This window comes from Mariniflexile sp., assembly GCF_052728615.1.
Map to the genome: position 1 here is coordinate 219,087 of NZ_JBFVFE010000001.1, position 20,899 is coordinate 239,985.

The window sequence follows — 20,899 nt, forward strand, 5'->3', positions numbered from 1 at the left end:
TATTATGTTTTAGATGTGAATTGAATTATTGCTTTTTGCATATCGTGATGCTCTTCGTAAAGCTCCATTATTTCTTCGTTTTCCTTACCATCCGTGAGGTATGCAGCATAAACTTTTTTGGGAACTTCAAGTCTAAAAATGTTGCTTTCCTTTCCAATCTTTATAAACATTTCTGTGTACTTGCGTGGTCCGGAAAGATTGTTCTTTATGGACTTTAATTGGTTCAAGTCGTGGCTTGAAAGATTGAGGCGTTTAACCAATTCGACATACCCTTTTTCATTATTAAGGCTGTAAATAACCTGGGTATTTTCAAGTATGCTTGCAGATGTCGAATTATTGGGCAATTGATTTATGGATTGCAGAATGATACCAATAGCACCGTTTTGTTTTCTAATAGCTTGATAGTAGAATTCCACGCTTTCCAAAACGTTTTCAAACTTCAATTGTTTGGCAAACTCATCAAATAAGATGATGCCTTTTTCAGCACGATTTTTCCAGATTGTCCGTTGGATTGCTGATTTTATGAGTTTCAGCATTACGGATAAAATTTCCTTATTATCCTTGACTTCATCCAGTTCAAAAACAATCAAGCGTTTGTCCTCAATTTTATAGGTTTGGTCTTCGCTGACTTCAAAAAGAAAACTATATAGACCATCGCCAACATACTCCGACATGACGTGCAAAAAGCCCGTAACATTAAAGTAGTCAGGATGGATTTTAAGTTGATTTAAGAGTTCTTTTTGATTATTTTCTATAAAGCTGTAAAAACCATCCAAAGAGTGATTTTCTGAAGTGCTATCGTAATAATGACGCAATATCTTTTTAACCGAAACAGATTGAGCTTTTGTTATTTTTAAATCTGAAGCAAACAATTCAAATAGAAACACAGATAAATCTTCAAGGCGTTCCGGAGTCAGGTCATTTACGTTGCTGATATAAAATGGGTTGATACCCAAATTCTTTCCACTTTCGTAACGCAGCACGGTATATTGTTCAGGATAAAGTTTAGCAAATTTGGTATAAGAACCGCCCAGATCAATGATGACCAAACGAACGCCACTTTCAAAATATTGGCGTAATATGTTATTCGCCAAAAACGATTTACCTTCTCCCGTAGGAGCGAATATGGCAAAGTTGCGTGCCTTGATACGTTTCTTTTTTTCGTCCCAAACATCTTTTAAAACGGGGATATTATGTTCCCTATCATTGAAGATAATTCCAGTTGCATCACTTTTGTAGTTGGTATTATTGATGAACAAACATAGCGCATGTTTCAAATCAGTTACATACATATCCGTGTTGCAGAAATTGGAAGAGAAGCAGCAATAACTGTTCAGTATATAATTCTTCCGTTCCTCGCCTCGTGGGTAGTATGGAATGATGTCCAGTTCTTTAAATTCGGTCTTAATTTTAGAACCAATCCGACCTAAATTTTCTGGATTTTTGTCCCAATAGATAATATTAATATGGCCACGGATTATTCTTGAATTATCATCGACATTTATTTGGTTAAGGATGTGCTGAATTTTGCCAAGGACCACTTTATTCTGTGAACCGAAGTTTGAACTTTTATTCAGTTCCTCAACCTTTTTATCAAGCAGCTTGCGCCATTTCTGTTTATCGTCCAAATAGATAATTTGGTTAACGATATGGTTTTCATTAAGCGTAAGCCCTAAACCATCAATAAACCCTTGATGAAACACAAAATCGTCAGAAGTGAATTTCTCATTGGTCTTGCTACTCTGTACACTTTCGCCAAAGCACAGTTCGCTATTGATGGCAAGGGCATCAAAATAGTTTTCGCCTATATGGATGCTTTTCTTTTCAAGTAAAATATCGGTGTCAAATCCTTCATTGAACCCGTTGAAATAAGAATTTGTCATACTTTGGATTTGGGTTGCTTCGAGCGGAACAAGTTCAATCTTCCTGCTGTTATTGATAAAAGAAACAGAATCACTTACCGAACCGATAAAACTCTTTACGGTATCATCCATTTTTTGAACAATGTCCTTTGCGACTTTACGAAGCGGATTGACATATTTCGGATTGTTCAACGCTTTATTCTTGGTCAAGATGAAAAAAAGTAAACAACGATGCTCCATATATTCACGGCCCTTAAAATGGTCGTGGGTTGCTTTTTCCAAAAAGGTTGAATTAGGCAGCTGTTCAGATGAATAAGATTTTTTGATATAGATGTCCTGTTTGTGAACAACTGTTCCCACAGACAAAGATTTTAATGCCTGAAACCAAGCACCGTGTAAATCCTCAAAATCCTTTTCGGAAAGGGAATAGATTTCAGGCAATATTCCTTCATAGCACAACACTACATTACCATTATTGGCAAAGATGATATTGTCTTGAATATCCGTAATAGGTCGATATTCCGATAGATTAATCTTGTTCATAAACTAAACCAGAGGTTTTTTTATTGCTTATAATTCTTGGGAAAGCTTTTGCCATTTGAAAAAGCTGTGGGTTGTGGGTCAATTTTGACAAGGCAACATACAGGGTTGCATTAAAAATCAGTATGCCAATAATCATTATAAAACTGAAAGAGAATATGATGATTAAAAGTGAAGCGATAATCGATACCATCATCAGGGCAAATAGAGAGATGGGCAGTCCAAACATGACCGCCCGTTTTCTGATGTTCTTATAAACCTCATACCGTTTCATTAGACTACGATTGAGATTAAATAAGTAAAAATACCGACCACCGCACCAGCGATAAGCACAAATACAAGTACTCTTGTAATTCCTTTTTTGAGGTCAGCGTTTTCGCCAAAGAAGTGTCCTGCATTAAAGAGGAAGCCAACAAGGAAGATAACACCTAATATTATTGGGAAGATTGTCCTGATGGTATCTGAAACATCATTTACAGAATCTTCAATACCACCAATTTGCGCGAAGCTTGGTGCAGCTAGTAATAACAGAAAAGTTAACAGTAGAATTGATTTTTTCATAAGAAATAGATTTTAAATTTTTAGTATCCGTGCAGTACGTCATACTTCGGCGTCTGCTAAGATTTTTGCGAAATCTATTATGAATTGAAGCTTATGGAAGAAAAAAAATAAACTTTAACGCAACTTCATGTTAAACTTTGGAAGATTCTTAATGTTATGATGGATTTATTGAATTTTGTTCAAACAAGTAAAGAGATGAACACTTTTAAACCGTTTTATAAAATACTATTTATCATGAGTTTATGTCTCATGGTTTTATCACTTAATTCACAAAATATTGAAAATAAAAAAGTTGTGGTTATTGATCCTGGGCATGGTGGAAAGGATTCTGGAGCTATTGGACCAAATGGAATCATGGAGAAGGATATTGTATTAAATATAGCAAAGGCAATGATTCAATTAAATACAAATACTAGTAGTGATTTTGAAATCTATTTAACACGTTATGCAGACACATTAATTTCATTATCGGATAGAACACGATTAGCTAAAACCCTTAAAGCGGATTTGTTTATTTCGCTGCATTGTAATCAGTCTGAAAACCCAAAGGCTAGAGGTGTGGAAGTTTATGTTAATGCAAGAAGTGGTAATTATTTAAAGGAGTCAATTCTGTTGGCTTATGATTTAGAAAAGCAAATAAAAACTAAACTTGGATTTGAAAGTAGAGGGGTTAAGTTTGGGGATTTTCAGGTGTTAAGAGATTTGGTTGATTTTGGTCCATCTGTACTTGTGGAGTTGGGGTTTTTGAGTAATTGGGATGAGATAATTTTTTTATCATTTAGTACTAATACCAATAGTTTGGCAAGTATAATTCTTATGTGTCTAATATGAATAAAATATATAGTTATGATAAATTTCTATATTGTAACATTTATGATAATTGTACATTAACAAAATTAGTATATTAGGAAAAAAACGCGTAAAATCATTTATTTTAAAATAGAAATGGTATTTATAAAAATTGTAATTTTACATATAATAATTTTAGCTTAGTGTAAACTAATTAAATGTTTAAAGGAATTATTAAATCAAAGATGAGCCAACTTCAATTAAATCAACACATAGGAACAGCAAAGGACAACAGAAACAATCCAATTCACGATTGGTACAGATTTACGGCTGGATTTTCTTATAAATTAGTGGAGAAAATCATTGATATTGAAAAGCTTGGCCCTAATGATTGTATTTATGAAAGTTTTGCAGGTTGTGGAACGACTTTGGTGTCAGCCCAAAAAAATGGAATTCGAGCCGTAGGCAATGAAGGGCAGGAACTTCTCTTTAATGTTATAAAAGGAAAGCTTGATTGGTCTGTAGATGCAGAATCGATAAGGAAAATTATTACAGATTTGGAAAAAAGCATTTCTAATAAGCAATCTAAAAAACCTTACCATCAACTTTTAGAAACATTATATTCAAATAGCAACCTATATCAGCTCTATTTTATTAGAGATTATATTGTTGAAAATGTAAAACAGAATAATATTTCTTCTTTTTTAAATTTAGCGTTAACACAATCGTTACATAAAGTTAGCATACACCCTATTGCTATACCCTATATTTCCAGAAGCAAAACTTTAAGTAATACATTATCTGCCTTTGATACTTTTAAAAACACAGTTTTTAAAATGATTGAAGATTTAAAAACAGTGATTGATAAGCCTGTAACAACAGAAATTTTTCTTCACGATTCAAGAAAAAAAAATGAGGCTATAAAGGATAATTCGTGTACAATCTGCATAACATCACCACCATACCTTAATAATTTGGATTACGGAGAGGTTTCAAAGGTGTGTTCTCACTTTTTTGGCTTTACAAATGATTGGAACGAAATTACGGAAAAGGTTAGAAAACATTTAGTTACTGGAGCTACAACTCATTATAAGGAGTCTGAATTCGATATTGAAATTTGGAAAACTGAAGAATTTTATTTGAATAATAAAATTATAATGGACAGTTTACTTCCAGACATCATACAAATAGAAAATATTAGCAAAACCCGTAAAGGAAAAAAGAGTTTTCACATACTTGCTTTATATTATTTCCAAGATATGTACCAAGTTTTTTTGGAAATGAGAAGAGTGTTGAGAAGTGGTAGTAAAGCTTACTTGGTTTTAGGTGATTCTGCACCTTATGGCGTTTTCATTGATACTACAAAAATTTTAGGCGAAATTGCTAAAAATTGTGGATTTAATAAGTATGATATTGTAAAAATTCGAGAAAGAGGAACTAAATGGCAATCCCTAACATATCGTCATAATATTAAACTTTCAGAAAACATTCTTGTGCTTGAATAAAAGAATTGAAAACATAACCAATCTTCCAAAGAAAGAACTTCCTATTTTAAATGATAAAGTTGTGGCTGAAAAGTACAATAAGGGATGGTCTTATTCCAATGTTTATTATTTGCAGCCAGTAAAGGATATTTATTTAATTATTAAAAATAGTGATTCTACAAAATTAAATAATAGAAAAATTCGAGAAGATTATTTAAAAATCACAGCAGATTTAAGCAGTAAATGGTCAGATAGGAAAATTTTGGAATATGTAAATGGGATAAAAAACTTCGGGCTTATCGACCAAGATTATAACGTTTTAAGAGATGTGTTTACCGATTCAGTACTTGGTAATGAAATAACTACAAACGATTTAATAAATTTTAAAGATATTTTCTTTAACTATTTTAGATTTAAAGAAATATCAAGTTGGTACATTAACCCAACGCCAGAAACTCATGATAAATTTGAATCTTTAGATTTAAAATACCTTATTGATAGTTCAAAACCCCTCTACGCCATGAAGGATGGGAAATTTTTTAATAAAATAATTCTTCATTTGGAAGATAATGACACAGTTTATGTCATTAATGAAAAATCATCGCATCTTATGAGATTTTATGAGGTTTTTCTTAAATGGAGTACCACATTGGGAATAATGGAAAAATTTAATTTAAATTTGGTCAATATAAAAACTTCTGATAACAGAGAAATAACGATGTCTTATTTTATAAAACCATTTAAACCGTTCGACTTAAAAAAACTCATTGTAGACTTAAACATTAAAAAAAGGCAAATTTCAATTCCGGAATTGGTTTTTGAAATCGCCAAAAGATTTTGTTATTCTGTTTCAGAAATAAAGGATTTTATAATAAATCAGATACAAAACAGTGATGATTTGACCTATGAAAGAACCTCTGCGGTATTTATCCTTAAAGGACGAAATAACAAAGAAAAAATTAAAGCTGCTACATATTTGTATCCAATTATAAATGACAGCTATGTTTCACACCTTATTATAAGAAAATGACAATAGATGTAAATCAAATTTTTAAAAATAGAGAAGATCAAACGGATCAGGATAGATATAAAAGATTGAAATTAACTTCAAATCCTTTTCCTAAATCTGGTACCGCAAATATAAATGAATCTTCGGAGCAAACAAAAGCTCTCACACCTATTGATGACACGGTTCATAGACAAGTAGTTAATTATATTGTGGATTCACTTTATGCTACTAATGAAGAAGACCAAAAATTGATAGGTACCATTACTGGTGATTATGGTACTGGCAAGACACAATTGTTATTGTATGCAAAATCGATAATTCAAAGCAAGAGTAAAAAAGCTTTTGCTATTTATATCAACAACCCAGGAACGACACTATCACAATTAATTGGGTCTATAATTGAGAAAATTGGGCAAGAACAATTCAAAAAATATTTATGGGCCCAAGTAATTGATGAAATCAAAAATGAAAATAACGAATACAAACAGCAACTTTCAAAATTTTTAGTCAATCCACAAGGTAAAATGTTTGGTGAAAAGAATGACCCTTTTTCTGTGGAAAATGAAGCAAATCACAAAGCTTTTTTAGATGCTTTTATCAATCAAATTAATAATAAAAATTCACGATCACAACTTAATGAAACTTTAAAAATCATAATTCTTAAGATTTTAGAAAAAAGAAATAATGATGCAGTCATTGCTGATTATTTCTACAATCTTATAGCAGAGGATTTCGGCGTGAGTAAAACATGGGAAACCATAACTTCAGGAACTGGAAAATACCTTGATAGCAAGGTTGTGAAATTATTGAATGCAATAATTGATATTGTGCAAGATCAAGGTTTTGAAAGGTTCTATCTGTTAGTTGATGAGTTTGAGGATATAACATCAGGAAGACTTACAAAAAAAGAGAGTGATTCGTATGCCTATAATTTAAGGGCTCTTATTGATAAAAATCGACGTTGGTGTTTGTTGCTTGCATTAACAAGAACTGCCTTGGAAGATATAAGAAAAATTTCACCACCATTAGCTGACCGTCTTACTGATAGGGAAATAAATATTGAAAGATTATCTGCGGAACAATTCAGAAGACTTGTAACAAATTACCTAAATTTAAGCAGAGAACCCAGTGAATCTTTTGACCCTTTTACAGAGGAAGCATTGAACATAGTAAATAAATCTTCTGGCGAGTTGCCAAGATTAGCTTTACGAAAACTTCATTTTTTAATAGAGAGAGCTGCAGATGAGAAAAATTGTGAATTAATTGAGGATAATTTTGTGAATACTCATCTTCAGTAAATCTTAGTATGGAAGAAGCAAATAAGGTTATAGACCCAACGTTTAAAATAAAAATAGCACTCGACACACAACTTTTGGCATATTTAATTGATGAAAGCTATCCAAGTTTTAATCGTTTTTATGACTGTCTAAAAAATTCCCCTTTTGTGGATATTGTTTGTTCACGTTTTGTAACCTTCGAATATATTGGTATTAGAAAACTGGAGCACTATTTACATAAAGTTTATTCATCTTCAGCGGGTAAAATGAATTTGAGTTCGGCATTACAATACCGGCGTGACTTTAAAGCACCTGAACTTGATTATGAATCATGCTTTGAAGATGTTAAAAAGGAAATTGAACAAGAACTCAAAAGACTTAACGATGATTTTGGTATTCAGTATGACGACAATATACTGCATCAAGGATTATGGCATCCTCATCAAGAATTATTATTATCTTCCAGATTATCAAAAGAAGATTGTTTAGTTCTATTATCAAGTATATACCCTCAAGAATTCATAAAGGAGTCACATTCAATTTTTTTAACAAATGACAGCCAATTTTTTGATTCCTTTTGCGGCAATACCGATTACAGAATGGCCTCTATAGACCAAGTTTTTGACGAAAATGGAATATTAAAGCCAGAAACTTTCAGTATAAAAAAAATTGGCCTCAATAGTTCTACAGTTTACAATTTAACTAAACAAATAACAGATGAAATTATTGACCAATTTGCAGCGGATTTTATTTTTAATCAGATTTCAATTAAAAATGAGCATTTAGTTTTAGGAAAAACTATTAAATGTGATTGTAGTCAAGAACTAAAAAAATCGATGCTTTGTTTCGATTTGTATAATAAAAAAGAATTACCTGAAAAGATCTATACTGCCATACTTTATAAATCTGGTAAAGAGGTCAAACTATATATTCATCATTCAGTATTTAAAGATTTTTATCATAAAAAGAAAATAGAATCTTTCCCATATATTGCAACAGAAGATCCCGATTCTCAACATATTACTTTGCTTTTGAAAGAAAAAGATGGTTCATTTCTAGAAGAAAATCTAATGACATTTTTGTCTTTAAAGGGCAATATAATCTTTATCCATCCGGATAATTTTATTTAGATAAAATATTGATTTTTTTGAATTAAGAAATTATAAATCTATCTTTCCCCAAACCAAAGGATGCTCACTAGCAGCAACATTTTTATTAGTGACAGATTTGTAAACAGACCATTGTGGTCGTTTTTCTGGCCACACCGCCTTACGGTTTAAGCCACTATCTTTCATGGTTTCAAATAAGGCAGGAGATAACAGCATATAATCTTTTTGCTTGATGTTAACACCTTTTCTATATGCACCTAAACGGTGGTAAGTAGCATCGTTTCCAGCATCACAATCTACCTCAAAGGACAAGTGTTTAGTAATGTCTTTTAAATTGGTTTGTTGGAGTAGAGGCGATAAAGAATCGCAATAGGACGGCGCATTAAGCGTACCTGCAACAATGATATTTTTTTTAACTTCAGTTATGCGTTCCTGGTAGATGGTTGCAATGTAGTTTGCTTGTTTTTTTCTTATGACATCTGTAAAATCTTTGTCTTTTGTTTGTTTTTGTAATTGAGTTGATAAAATATGAATGGTTACATTATTTGGTGTTAAAACTTCAAATTCAATAAGGCAATTTATTGGATGTGTTTTTATTGAGACTAATGTGTAATCTTTACGAAGTAAAATACCTAATTCTAAACCTTTAAGGGTATCACTTTGAACAACAAAAGATTGTGTGTAAGGATTGCAATCAAATTTCGGTAAAATCAATTGGTTGAATTCTTCCAAAGAAGCTCTATCTTCAATTTCTTGAAGCAATAAAATATCTGGATTAACAGCTGCAATAACACGCGCTTTGTTATCGGTAGCTTCAGGTCTAATCGGTGCCGTTTGCAATTCTATCCAACCATTCCACTTTGTGAGGTCACTAGCTTTAGAATCGGTGGAATAGTTTAAGCCTTTCATATATAAAAAACCTGCTTTTCTACGCAGAACAGCATAAGGTCGTGGACTCGATTTTTCAAAACCTGTTAAAAAAGAAAGTTCCCGAATGCGGGTTTGATCTACTAAAGAAATGGAAGGTTTTCGCATTAAATCATCAAGCTCGTTTATCCAGTCGGTTAAATTTTTTCCGAAGGGTTTTTCTAATAAGCTTTTATCACGATGGAATAAATTCTGGATATTAAAGGTTGCTATTTTCATAATGTTTTGGTATTATTTTCGTTTATCGTTGGTGTCTTTTTCAAATGCCACTAAATTGAACAACTGGCGCATTCTGCTCCGTACCCTGTTTCCGTATAAATCTTCCAATTCTTCCGCATTTAAGTTCGTTGTGGCATGGGTTTTTATGTTGTGTTTTAGGAAAATTTCATATCGGGATAAGAGTATCTCTCCCATCACATTGCAGTCTTTTCCATAATGTCGGCCAATGGGTTCCACACCCAAATCATCAAAACAAAAAAACTGACTGTTGCCATAATCTTCAATAGTTTTGTAACCTAAATGGTTAAAGCCGAAAACAATGTTACGGGCGGGCACCACAATGTATGGACGCTGATGTGGAACAATATGTTTTAAAAGTCGCATCAAACTGGTTTTACCACAACCAACAGGTCCAGAAAGTAAGATACCTTTGTTTGGATCGATGTCATGTCGTTCGCAGTTTTCAAGGTCTTTTATGAAATAATGGCAAAGTTTCATGATGACGTTATGGTCTTCTTCATAAATTTTAAAATACTTACCAAAGAGTAATTTTCCCTTTGCATCCAAATAAATCAGGATTTTTTCAAAATCGTAGAGAACGCTTTTGCCATCAAACTTTCCTAGTGAATATTCAACGCCACCTTCGGTAATTTTAGAGGGGTTGTCCATAGTCCTTGTTTTTAGTGGTTCGCAAGTTGTCCATAATTTGGGACGCTTGTTTTTTGTTTGGTTTATTTCCCTCGTGGAATAATTCTGTTCTGTCCATCCAGTTCGTCGCCAGGGCACGCCAATCTCTAATTTCATTTCCATCACTCGTTTGCCAGTTCCGAGTTTCATAATGCTCGAAGAATTTTTTTCCTTCATCAGCATTAAAACCCTTTTCAATAAAAAAATCAATAACGGCCTGCCAGCCCTTTGGTTGTTTTATATTGTTTACTTGTTTGGTATTGTTTATATTAGATACCAATGCTTGTCCACTGGTGGGACGGTTCGAATACACAGCTTGTCCATTTTTGGGATGGTGTTGGTACGCAACTGGTTCATGTATGGGATGGTAGTGTTCCGCCAGCTGTTCGAGTATGGGATTGTAGTGTTCCGTAACTGGTTCATCACTCGTCTCGATAATGGACATCTTAATTTTGCTGCCTTTGTATGGGTTATTAGAAGGAAAGTATGATAGGTAGTTCCATTGATCAAGGTCTGTCACGCATCTATGATAAGTAGAATTTGAGCCAATCTTGGCTACACGCATTAATTCTCTTCGATTCACGTAGAACTCATCCGCAAATCGGCTACTGTTCCACTCTTGAAACAGCGCCATATACAGACTTATGTGCGTTGGATTAAGGCGATCGTCGAAAAAGAACTTTTCAAAAGCCGCATTAAGTAGCTTTATATAGTTCATAGCCTAAGAATTTATACCTTGGCCCATGCGGTTGTTGCTCATTATACGCTCAATTTCCTCAGCATCATAGTAAATTATCCCACCAACTTTCGTGTAGGGCAACGTACCTTTGATTCTAAAATTTTGCAGCGTTCCAGGGCTTACTTGAAGTAAATCCATCACCTCTGATGATTTTAGATACTTTTTAAGTTTTCCTGTGGCTTGTTTTGCTAACATGTTTTTAATGTCATCGAGCAATTCCATCTTGAATTCTCGAAGATCGTCGGTGGTAATAATAGTTACTGGCATAATAAAATGATTTTAAAGAAAGGGGCTGTCGTAATACTCTCAATTAATAGATAGCCCCTAACCTGATTTGACTTTCGTTTTACAAATTTGGGATGGTTTATTGGATTTTATTCCCCAGTTCACCGGAGGTCAGGTAAAAATTTAACATTTTTAAATTTGGTGGATTTTGTTGCGTTTTGGGGTCTTGAACCTTGTTTTTAATGTCTAGCAAACATTAAATGTCCGGATATATTGAGCAAAAGGCAAAAAAGCGGGGGTTGACCGAAGTACCGTTAAAATTTAACATTTCACAGAACAATCTCTAAGAATCCTGATGGTCAATCTCGTCAATAAAACGACAAGACAATTCATCCAGAAATTTTGTTTTGCTATGTTTTCGTAACCTTATGTCAGAATATATTTTATAGAAGTCCCCCAGTTCAATATTGAATATTTTTTGTAGTTCAAGAGCAAGTTCCTTAATATCCAAATTACCGTTATTAACAACACCAGCGTGGTATAAAGCATATATTAATTCCGTCAATGCCACTTTACTGGAAGTCCATTTTAATGTTGCATTACCAGATTGATCCAATCGCTTGTTTAATCGAGATTCCAAATAGTCTATAAACCGTTTATGACCATTGATTTTTGCCAAAAGCATATCATGCGATGTGTTAAAATTTAGGTCATAAAAGTAATCGTCAGTGTGAATCATCATGATTTGAACAGACTGGTTTCGTGTAAAATAGCTAACATCTAAGTGAGTTTGCCCCTGTTCGAGATAATTAACAAAATCTAAATAATTTTCTAAAAATTGGTAAGATTTATTTTTTGCTTTATCAATAAATTTTTGTTTGAATTGAATAGCGGTTTTCGAAAATCGACTTTCAAAAGCATATATTTTTAAGTAATAGATGAGAGCGCTTGCTGGGATTGGTTTGATTTTTTTAAAAAATTGAATCTCATTCTGTGTTGAAGTAAATTCTTTTAATTTAATAAACATTTTAAGGTTGCTCAGTTCATTCCGACAAAGCAAGATTGCTTCTTGCGAAATTTTTATAATGTCAACATGGGATTGTTGAATTTCTTTAAGTTTGGTATTAAAGATATCTATCTGTGAGGGAAGATCCATGTTGTTTACATTTCTAATGGTTCAAATTATATCACTTTGTGTTCTTTTGAACATTTTTGATAAAATTCGTTAGAAATTAACACTTTAAAAAATGCAACATCTCGTCATTTATAAATGGCAAGTCGTCATTTATAAATGACGACTAATTATTTTTTACCATTATCTTGAAAACAGGGATTTAAATTGATAAAGTAAACGTTCTAAAAGGCGTAAGTCTTCGGTAATAATGGCTGCCGTTCCTTGCATTTCTTGCTTGAACTTAATGTGTTTGTTGTGAGAAGTCTTTAATTCTTTTGGTAATATAACATCTACAATATAAGTTCCATGGGAATCTGAAACATTTGATATGTGTTTAACATGTCCACGAAGAACGCCAAACTCATATTCAGGATAATCATTTAACATGACGTTTACCAGTTGCCCTATCTTTATCTTACCTGAATTTGATTTGGGAGTTTTCAATTTCGCTAAATAATAGGGGTTGTCATCTGTCGAAACCATAAATACCAAATCATCCTTAACAACCGTTTGGTTCGTATTCCAAAACTCTAAAAATGATACATTGCCTTTACAATTGGATTTTAGAATATAGTTTAATTCCCAATTCCTTACCGCTTTTTTTAGTTGGTTATAATTATGAATGACTTCTTTTAACGACCGGATTTCTTCTCGATTTTTATTATATCCTAAACTTTTGGCATCACTTTTTGAAGAATTTAAGGATTGTTTTAATTCTGAAACCAAGAGTCCATTGTTTTCGTATGCCCTTAAAGCTGTAAAATAAGCTAGTTGTTTATTCTCAAACGTCTGTTGTGAAATGATTCCTTTTTTCAATAAAATTTCTTGTCGCGCTACATCCTTTTTTATAAATATAAGTTCTTTGTTATTGATTTTTTGTTGATTGACTAAATTATTGAGCCTATTAGCCAATTCAATTGAAGCAAACTTATTGACTTCTAATTTATTGGAATAAGGCTTAAATTCGTTATTCATCACATATTCAAAATAGCTGTTTTCAAAAATCGAGAAATGAGATTCCAACTCACCTAAAAATAGAATAGGTAGTTTTTCAAACGGAAAAAATATTTTTTCTTGATTTATTGCAATAGTATCCGTAATGGATTTTAAGAATAATACATCTTGGCTATTTGAAGTGTTTTCCAATATAGCCAATATGGTATTCTTTTCAACATGTTGCTTATTAGAAACTAAAATAGTATCTATTCTGGCAGTTGTTTTTGCGTATATTTTTTGTGGTGGTATGGGCGTAGTTAAATAAGCTTCCGCAGAAATAATATCGGGGTATTTGATAATCCATGACAGGCTGAAAACCAGAATGATAAGTATTAAAAACAGCGCGCTTCCCCAACGAATTAATTTTGAGGGAACAGCCGTCAAAATATCCTTCACACTTTCACTTCTGACTGATATATTATTTAGCTTTTTCATATTTTAAGCACCCATTTCTAGTTGATTTTTTACAAGCGCATAATAACTTCCTTTTAAAGCCGTAAGTGTTTTATGGTTTCCACTTTCTTTGATGTTCCCATCTTCTAAAACTACAATTTGATGTGCTTGCTTTACCGTACTTAACCGATGGGCTATTAAAACGACGGTTTTATTATCGAAAAAAGATTGCAGGTTTTCTATAATTTCTTTTTCATTATTCGCATCTAATGCCGAAGTCGCTTCATCAAAAAATAAGTAATCCGGATTTTTGTAAACCGCTCTTGCTATTAAAATCCGCTGTTTTTGACCAGTACTCAAACCCAAACCTTCGGCACCTATTTTGGTATTGTACGACAAGGGAAGTGTTTCTATAAAGTCATGAATATTTGAAATTGTTGCTGCTTTTATTAAATTATCAATGTCCATAGCATCATCATCCATTGTGATGTTTCGTGCTATGGTGTTACTGAAAATATAACCTTCTTGCATAACTACGCCACATTTTGCTCTCCATTGTGCATTAGAAATAGTGTTGAGGGATATATCTCCTACTTTAATAAGGCCTTCTTGAGGTTCGTAGAATTTCAATAATAATTTCATTAGGGTGGTCTTTCCACTGCCACTTACGCCAACAATGGCCGTTACTTTGTTTTTTGGAATAGTTAGTTTTAATGCCTTCAATGTTGGTTTTTGTACTCCTGCATATCTAAACGTTACGTTGTCTAATTGCAAATTTGAACTTTGCCAACAATTCGTTTTAAAAGTGTTATAAATTTGCTCTTCATTTTTATTGTGGATTTCGGATAACCGTTCCAGTGATATTTTCACATCCTGTAAATCCCTTATAAAATTAATTAACTGCACAAGTGGCGAATTTAATTGACCAACAATATAGCTTATGGCCAGCAGCATCCCCAAAGTTATTGAGCCATCAATAACAAGTTTTGCAGCTAATACCGTGATGATTATGTTTTTTAACTCATTGATAAACCCAGAACCAATAGTTTGATATTGATCCCATGTCATTTGAGCTATTGAAACTTTAAACAGTCTTGCTTGTATATGCTCCCAATCCCAACGAAATTGCTTTTCGGCATTGTGCAATTTTATGTCCTGCATCCCATTTATAAGCTCAATCACCTTACTCTGTTCGTTGGCTGTTTCAATAAATTGTTGATAATCTAAAATTTTGCGTTTTTTCAAAAAAAGGAGTATCCAACCTAAGTAACATAAGCTTCCTAAAAGAAAAACAAAGAAAATGGAAAGATTGTAGTACATAAGTACAAATCCAAAAACCAAAAAATTCACTAATGAAAACAATACATTTAACGACGATGTCGTGAGTAATTTTTCGATGCGTTCATGGTCTTCTAATCTTTGTAGAATATCACCCGTCAGCCTTGAATCAAAAAATGCTATGGGAAACTGCATTAATTTTATAAAGAAATCGCATACCATGGAAATATTTATTCTGGTACTTAAATGCAATAAAATCCAGCTTCTTATAAGTTCCACAGCGGTTCTACCCACAAATAGAAATAACTGAGCTGCCAAAATTAAATAGATAAATTGGATGTCTTGATTTCGGATGCCAACATCAACAATGCTTTGTGTTAAAAACGGAAAAATGAGTTGCAAAAGACTTCCTGCTAGAAGCCCAAAAATTAACTGCATCAAAAAAGATTTGTACTTTACGAGGTATTTAAATAGGAAATTAAGTTTTAAGGAATCGTTATTAGTAGCAGAATTGGTTTTATAAAAGTCTATGGTTGGCTCCAACAACAAAACTACGCCTTCTTCTGTTGTGACGTTTGCATTTTCACCTATCCAATGGTTTATAAATTCGTTCTTGTTATAGTTTACAAGTCCCAGAGCAGGATCGGAAATATAACAAATATCTTTTTTAATTTTATAAAGTACCACAAAGTGATCCTTGTTCCAATGTAATATACAAGGTAAAGGTGCTTTTTTTAATTGTTGATAATTAATTTTTGCAGGAAGTGATTTTAAGTTTATGGATTCAGCAGCAGCAGCTAAGAATTGCAGATTAATTCCCGACCTTGTTGTTTCCGATAATTGACGTAATTGATTTAGCGATATTGTTTTTCCATAATATTTGGCAACAATTTTTAAGCATGTTGCGCCACAATCTTTGGTGTCTAATTGTCTATATGATGGAAACACGTGTTTGGGTTATGGATTTAATTTATGTTCTGTCTGCCAAAAAGCAAATGCAAATATTCGGGAATAAAGGTCAATATATTCATCTATCGTGTCTCCTCCCTCGTGTCCGGCGTTATAAACAACATCCAAAAAAACGGGATTATTGGAAGTTGAATACTCTTGTAATTTCGCCACAAATTTTCCTGGAATCCATGGGTCAATACGGGCATCGTTAAATCCGGAAATCACTAAAGAAGCTGGATAATTAATGTTCGGTTTTAAATTCACATAAGGATCCATGGCAATTAGCCCCATACATTCCGTCGAGTCTTTTACAGTGCCATATTCCAAATAATTGGATGCATTGTTTTTGCGCTCTTCACTTCTGAGTGGGTTCAACATGGGCACATCGGCAACGAATACTTTAAACAAATCAGGACGTTCTACCATCGCCATACCGATAGCGATTCCGCCGGCACTACTACTATATAAAACGGTTTTATCTTTGGAAGTAAATTTGTTTTTAATCAAATATTCTGTACATGCAATGATGTCCTTCCATGAATTATATTTTTTTGATTTCATACCGTCTTCATGCCACGAATCCCCTTTCTCGCCACCGCCTCGAATATGTGGTACAGCAAAAACCCCTCCTTGTATCACCCAGTTTAAAAAAATGGGCGAAAAATAAGGTGAAATGGATTCCCCATAAGCCCCATAAGTGTATATAAACGTTGGGCTTTCGCTATCAAATTTGAGATTTTTATTATAGATAATAGACAATGGCACTTCGACTCCATCATACGATTTTACTAGAACCTCTTTTACTTCCAAATTCTCAAATTCCGTATAACTTTTATTGGATGATACGGTATCTAGAAAAAACTGATTGTTTTCATATATATATCTTGTATAATCAGTTGTCCAACCATCGATACCAACATATAATTGAGGATTTTCGTTTGAAGCACTATAAAGCGTTATATCTCCTGAAGGGCTAGGTAACTCAATTTTCGTTTCGGTTTGGTTTTTATATTCGTATAAAAAAGCTTCCACCCCAAATTTAGAACTTGTATAATATAAGTTATTACCCGACACCGTGAGTGCCGTTAATACTTCATTCTTTTTTTCTTGAATTAAAATTTTTGATTTTATGGGTTGGTTTATATTAAAGCTTGAAATGTTTCTGTTATCTGCATTTTTTCCTGAGATATACACAAATTCATCATTTAAGAAAAAACCATAATCTGCATAAATTTTATCATCTGATGAATAAAAAGGTTTCCAGTTTATATTATCTTTTTTTAAATCGGAGATTTCAGCGTAGTATGCCGACCAATAATTATCTACAGTAGCTTTATAACCAATAATATATTTATCGTTCTTTGATTGTATTTTAGCTATGGGTAAATCCTCATCTGTAAGATTTGAAACCAATGATGAAGAAAATATAACATGGCGTTTTTCTGGGTTTTCACCTAATTTATAAAGAACTGTACTGGTATTCAGCATATAGTCTTTGTTTTCTGAATCTAAAATTGGAAGGTACAAATAAAGAAAGCCACTAGAATCTGGCAACCACGAAATCCCTAAATAAGAGGCGGGTTCTGCATTTGAAATTATCTCTGGTAATGGTTTTTGATTATCAACTTCTATGATAATTAAGTTTGAACCTTTTATGCCATCATAAGAAATCGCTACCAAAATGTATCTTCCATCCCACGAAGGTTGTATGTAATTAATGATATATTCTCTACTCAAATCTCCTTGAAAAGTTTTTGGATCAAAAAGTTCAATCGGTTTTGAATTGGATGTTTTTTTAAAAAATAGCTTTTTCACATTTTCATTTGGTTCTTTCTGTAGAAAAAAAGCATAACCGTTATCTGCATATTTAACCATTGAAATAGCAGGGTTATCATGAGAAAAGTAAGCTTTCATATCAGTCATAATGCGTTTTTGATATGAAAGCTTTTGCAAGTAATTTTCAGTATAATCGTCTTGCGCTTTAAACCATTTTATGGTAGCTGAATCTTGAAGGTTTTCTAAATGCCGAAAGTTATCAATTACGAGCTTACCGAAATAATAATCTTTAACAGCAACCTTGGGTGTTTTTGGATGATTTTGATAGGTAACGCTGGTGGAATTATTTCCGCAACTAAGAATAATTACTGAGATACTAAACAGGCATAGTAATTTAAAACGCATCATTTTTGAGGATTTTTTTATCTGATTGAAAATTATCTACAAGTTGGTCTTTTTAACTTGTCCTTCTCAATAATTGGTCCTGATTTACCCCCTACAATTACTTCAGGATTTTTAATTTCATTGTTTAGAAACGTTTCCAATGTTGTTGTTTTTTTAATTGATTTTGATTTCATAATAAAAAGATTTTATGGATTAATAATGTTATAAAGTTATAAAAGCGTGTTGCTATTAAGTAAAAAAATAGGTCGCCATTTATAAATGACGTGTAATTTGTTATTTGCTCCTTCTTAATTTCTTAATAAAAAAAGATGGTTTTAAGCCCGTTTTCTCCATAAATGCTTTTGAAAAAGATTCGGCCGTTATAAATCCAAACTTGTCTGCAAGCCCGTTCATTGAGTATATTAGATAGGGATTGTCTTTTTTAATGCAATTTATGGCATTGGTAATTCTGAGATCTTTTAGATAGGATGCAAAATTATTTTGCTTCACATGGTTTATTATACTCGACAAATAGGTGGAGTTGGTATTGAAATCCTTCGCTAAAGAATTAAGTGTAATATCTTTTTGCAAATAACCTTTAGATATTTCAAATTCAGACATGCTTTTTAAAACTTCCTCAATTATATGCTCCGGAATATCAGAAAGTGTTTTTTCCGCTTCTAGTGTATTTGTTCCTAGAGACGTAACGGTGTCTGCCTGTAACAGTTCTTTAAACTTCAATTCGAATTTTTGTTGCCTTTTGTAATAATACATTATAAATACAATAGACATCAATACAAAAACAGCACTTAAAAACAGCAATTGTTTTCTGTTGTTCAATTTCCTTACTAAATTTTGTTTTTCTTTTTTTAGTAGCGGTATGTCGTAATCGGAATGTACTTTTTTATTAACAGCAGCATAATTAAGATCCAAAATACTGTCGGCCTTTAATAACTGGTTCAAATAATAAAGCTGCAAGTCTTTGTTGTCATATTTACGTGCGTTTTTGTACAATGCATTATATACCTCTTTTAATTCTGGGAAAGGCTCTTTCATTGACTTGTGTATGGTATCTATCCTTTTGAAATAACTAATCATTTGCGATTCATTGTTTCTATATTGATAGATTTTCCCAATCATATAATAACTATCGGCTAAAATAAGCCCCTCATAATTTGGCGCAAATTTCATAAGTGAATCAAAGGTTTGCGGGTACTTTTTTAGATAAAAATTGGCATTGGCATGTACCTTGCCCAAGTCGTAATAAGATGGCATGTCTTTTCTCTTCAGTGCTTCTTTCATGGCAGACTTTAAAACTACCAAAGCTGAATCAGATTTATTGTTCCTTATATAAGATAGGGACAGATTGTTGGATAATAATATATAATCTTCATAGAAGTCTTCTTTGTAGTTTGGACTCTTAACAATGTCTGCATAAATGGTTTTATATATTTTCAAGGCATCTTCATGTAAGCCCCATACATTTTTAATGGCAGCAATCCCCAAGATTGCTTCAATCTGCAATGGCTTATAGTTTTTTTTATCGGCCCATTCGCTGGCCTTAATATAGTTATCCAAAGCTTTGTTGAAATCAGAACTGTAATAATACAGCTGTGCTTTGATTAAATAGCCGTTTGTTGGATAAGACTCATGATGGCTATCCAAGGTAATTTCAATAATAGAATCTGAGTATTGAATGTCCCGCTCTAAATTATCCCATGTTATATAGAAATAATAGGCCCGTGCCATCTCCAAACTGTTATTTTCGCTTTTAGCTTTTTTTAGATATGTTTTTCTGTAAATATCTAACACAATGGAATCCGAATTACTTAAAGCTTCCGTTGATAATTCCTTGAGTTCTTTAAAAGTTTTGTTTTGTAGTGAATCGGCATAATTTGCCTTTTTATTAGTTTGAGCGTATAAGTTAATTGGAAGCAATGTTAAAATTGATAGACATATTATTAAGCAACAAATGGATGTTGGTAAACTAATAGGATATGTAAATTTAAATCGCATATTATTTAGAACGAAAAAATGTAAAAAAACTGTTTTTCAAACAGTTACATTTTTATAAATGTAAGTAAAAATTTAATATAATGCGTTTTATTCCAATTAGTAATTAAATGCTGCATAAAAAGCTTTTAAATAATGGTGGTTACCTTTTATAACAAATTACAAGAATTTGTGTAATACAAAAGTGTTTAGAAATGAGAACAAATTTCTTAATAAAAACAACTTTTTATGTTGGATAAAACGTAGTAATTAATATATTTACGGTATCAGAAGTAAAGCATTTTACTTTAAACTCATTTATAGTACTGTCAACAAATCGGATAACAGTTAGTTTTTGAAATGTATAAATGATTGATAATTAGCGACTTGTTGGGTGAGGGTGTAATCCTGTCATCCCGACGAACCGAGTTTTTATAAAATCAAAACACTGTTAATTGTGTGGTTTTCAGTGTTTTAATTTTTTTTGGTTTCAAATGAAATCAATTAAAATCAACTAAAAGGTGTAC

Annotated in this window: 18 protein-coding genes; 5 read left to right on the forward strand and 13 right to left on the reverse strand. The window is 32.5% G+C overall.

Annotated elements, in window-relative coordinates:
- Positions 1-2: 2 nt before the first annotated feature.
- The 3 genes from ACU1LP_RS00995 to ACU1LP_RS01005 are packed head-to-tail and all read right to left on the reverse strand — an operon-like array spanning position 3 to position 2,963.
- Positions 3-2,405: a TraG family conjugative transposon ATPase gene (locus ACU1LP_RS00995; RefSeq protein ID WP_445735296.1), complete on the reverse strand. Its 2,403-nt coding sequence runs from the start codon at positions 2,403-2,405 to the stop codon at positions 3-5.
- Positions 2,392-2,676: a hypothetical protein gene (locus ACU1LP_RS01000; protein ID WP_445735297.1), complete on the reverse strand. Its 285-nt coding sequence runs from the start codon at positions 2,674-2,676 to the stop codon at positions 2,392-2,394. Before ACU1LP_RS01000 ends, ACU1LP_RS00995 begins: the two co-directional genes overlap by 14 nt.
- Positions 2,676-2,963 (reverse strand): hypothetical protein, encoded by a 288-nt coding sequence (locus ACU1LP_RS01005; protein ID WP_445735298.1) that lies wholly within the window; start codon positions 2,961-2,963, stop codon positions 2,676-2,678. Before ACU1LP_RS01005 ends, ACU1LP_RS01000 begins: the two co-directional genes overlap by 1 nt.
- Before the next feature lie 156 nt (positions 2,964-3,119).
- Between ACU1LP_RS01005 and ACU1LP_RS01010 the strand changes: the two genes are divergently transcribed.
- The 5 genes from ACU1LP_RS01010 to ACU1LP_RS01030 all read left to right on the forward strand — a co-directional run bounded on the left by ACU1LP_RS01010 (position 3,120) and on the right by ACU1LP_RS01030 (position 8,652).
- On the forward strand, positions 3,120-3,794 hold the full coding sequence (locus ACU1LP_RS01010; protein ID WP_445735299.1) for an N-acetylmuramoyl-L-alanine amidase family protein: 675 nt from the start codon (positions 3,120-3,122) through the stop codon (positions 3,792-3,794).
- A 176-nt stretch (positions 3,795-3,970) separates the two neighbouring features.
- Positions 3,971-5,257: a methyltransferase gene (locus ACU1LP_RS01015; protein ID WP_445735300.1), complete on the forward strand. Its 1,287-nt coding sequence runs from the start codon at positions 3,971-3,973 to the stop codon at positions 5,255-5,257.
- On the forward strand, positions 5,250-6,266 hold the full coding sequence (locus ACU1LP_RS01020; RefSeq protein WP_445735301.1) for a hypothetical protein: 1,017 nt from the start codon (positions 5,250-5,252) through the stop codon (positions 6,264-6,266). The genes ACU1LP_RS01015 and ACU1LP_RS01020 overlap by 8 nt, the downstream gene beginning before the upstream one ends.
- Positions 6,263-7,543, forward strand: coding sequence for a BREX system ATP-binding domain-containing protein (locus ACU1LP_RS01025; RefSeq protein WP_166961979.1), 1,281 nt, complete (start codon positions 6,263-6,265; stop codon positions 7,541-7,543). The genes ACU1LP_RS01020 and ACU1LP_RS01025 overlap by 4 nt, the downstream gene beginning before the upstream one ends.
- 8 nt (positions 7,544-7,551) lie before the next feature.
- Positions 7,552-8,652 carry a hypothetical protein gene (locus ACU1LP_RS01030; RefSeq protein ID WP_445735302.1) on the forward strand — a complete coding sequence of 367 codons (1,101 nt, stop codon included), beginning with the start codon at positions 7,552-7,554 and terminating at the stop codon, positions 8,650-8,652.
- Between the two features lie 30 nt (positions 8,653-8,682).
- Here ACU1LP_RS01030 and ACU1LP_RS01035 read toward each other — a convergent pair whose 3' ends face one another.
- The 10 genes from ACU1LP_RS01035 to ACU1LP_RS01080 form a co-directional block, all read right to left on the reverse strand.
- On the reverse strand, positions 8,683-9,777 hold the full coding sequence (locus ACU1LP_RS01035; RefSeq protein WP_445734017.1) for a hypothetical protein: 1,095 nt from the start codon (positions 9,775-9,777) through the stop codon (positions 8,683-8,685).
- A gap of 12 nt (positions 9,778-9,789) precedes the next feature.
- A complete protein-coding gene (locus ACU1LP_RS01040) occupies positions 9,790-10,446 on the reverse strand; it encodes an ATPase (RefSeq protein WP_445734018.1) in 657 nt (218 codons plus the stop codon).
- The gene (locus ACU1LP_RS01045; protein ID WP_445734019.1) at positions 10,430-11,182 is read right to left on the reverse strand and encodes a hypothetical protein; all 753 of its coding nucleotides are present in this window, start codon (positions 11,180-11,182) and stop codon (positions 10,430-10,432) included. The genes ACU1LP_RS01040 and ACU1LP_RS01045 overlap by 17 nt, the downstream gene beginning before the upstream one ends.
- 3 nt (positions 11,183-11,185) lie before the next feature.
- Complete coding sequence (locus tag ACU1LP_RS01050) at positions 11,186-11,470, reverse strand: helix-turn-helix domain-containing protein (RefSeq protein WP_445734020.1); 285 nt, start codon at positions 11,468-11,470, stop codon at positions 11,186-11,188.
- Positions 11,471-11,771: 301 nt separating this feature from the next.
- Positions 11,772-12,584, reverse strand: coding sequence for an RteC domain-containing protein (locus ACU1LP_RS01055; RefSeq protein WP_445734021.1), 813 nt, complete (start codon positions 12,582-12,584; stop codon positions 11,772-11,774).
- A 159-nt stretch (positions 12,585-12,743) separates the two neighbouring features.
- A complete protein-coding gene (locus tag ACU1LP_RS01060; protein ID WP_445734022.1) occupies positions 12,744-14,033 on the reverse strand; it encodes an HlyD family secretion protein in 1,290 nt (429 codons plus the stop codon).
- 3 nt (positions 14,034-14,036) lie between these two features.
- Positions 14,037-16,217: a peptidase domain-containing ABC transporter gene (locus ACU1LP_RS01065; protein ID WP_445735303.1), complete on the reverse strand. Its 2,181-nt coding sequence runs from the start codon at positions 16,215-16,217 to the stop codon at positions 14,037-14,039.
- A gap of 9 nt (positions 16,218-16,226) precedes the next feature.
- Positions 16,227-18,404, reverse strand: coding sequence for a prolyl oligopeptidase family serine peptidase (locus ACU1LP_RS01070; RefSeq protein ID WP_445735304.1), 2,178 nt, complete (start codon positions 18,402-18,404; stop codon positions 16,227-16,229).
- Positions 18,405-18,433: 29 nt separating this feature from the next.
- On the reverse strand, positions 18,434-18,574 hold the full coding sequence (locus ACU1LP_RS01075) for a hypothetical protein (RefSeq protein WP_445734358.1): 141 nt from the start codon (positions 18,572-18,574) through the stop codon (positions 18,434-18,436).
- Positions 18,575-18,674: 100 nt separating this feature from the next.
- A complete protein-coding gene (locus ACU1LP_RS01080; RefSeq protein WP_445734359.1) occupies positions 18,675-20,318 on the reverse strand; it encodes a hypothetical protein in 1,644 nt (547 codons plus the stop codon).
- Positions 20,319-20,899 lie beyond the last annotated feature (581 nt).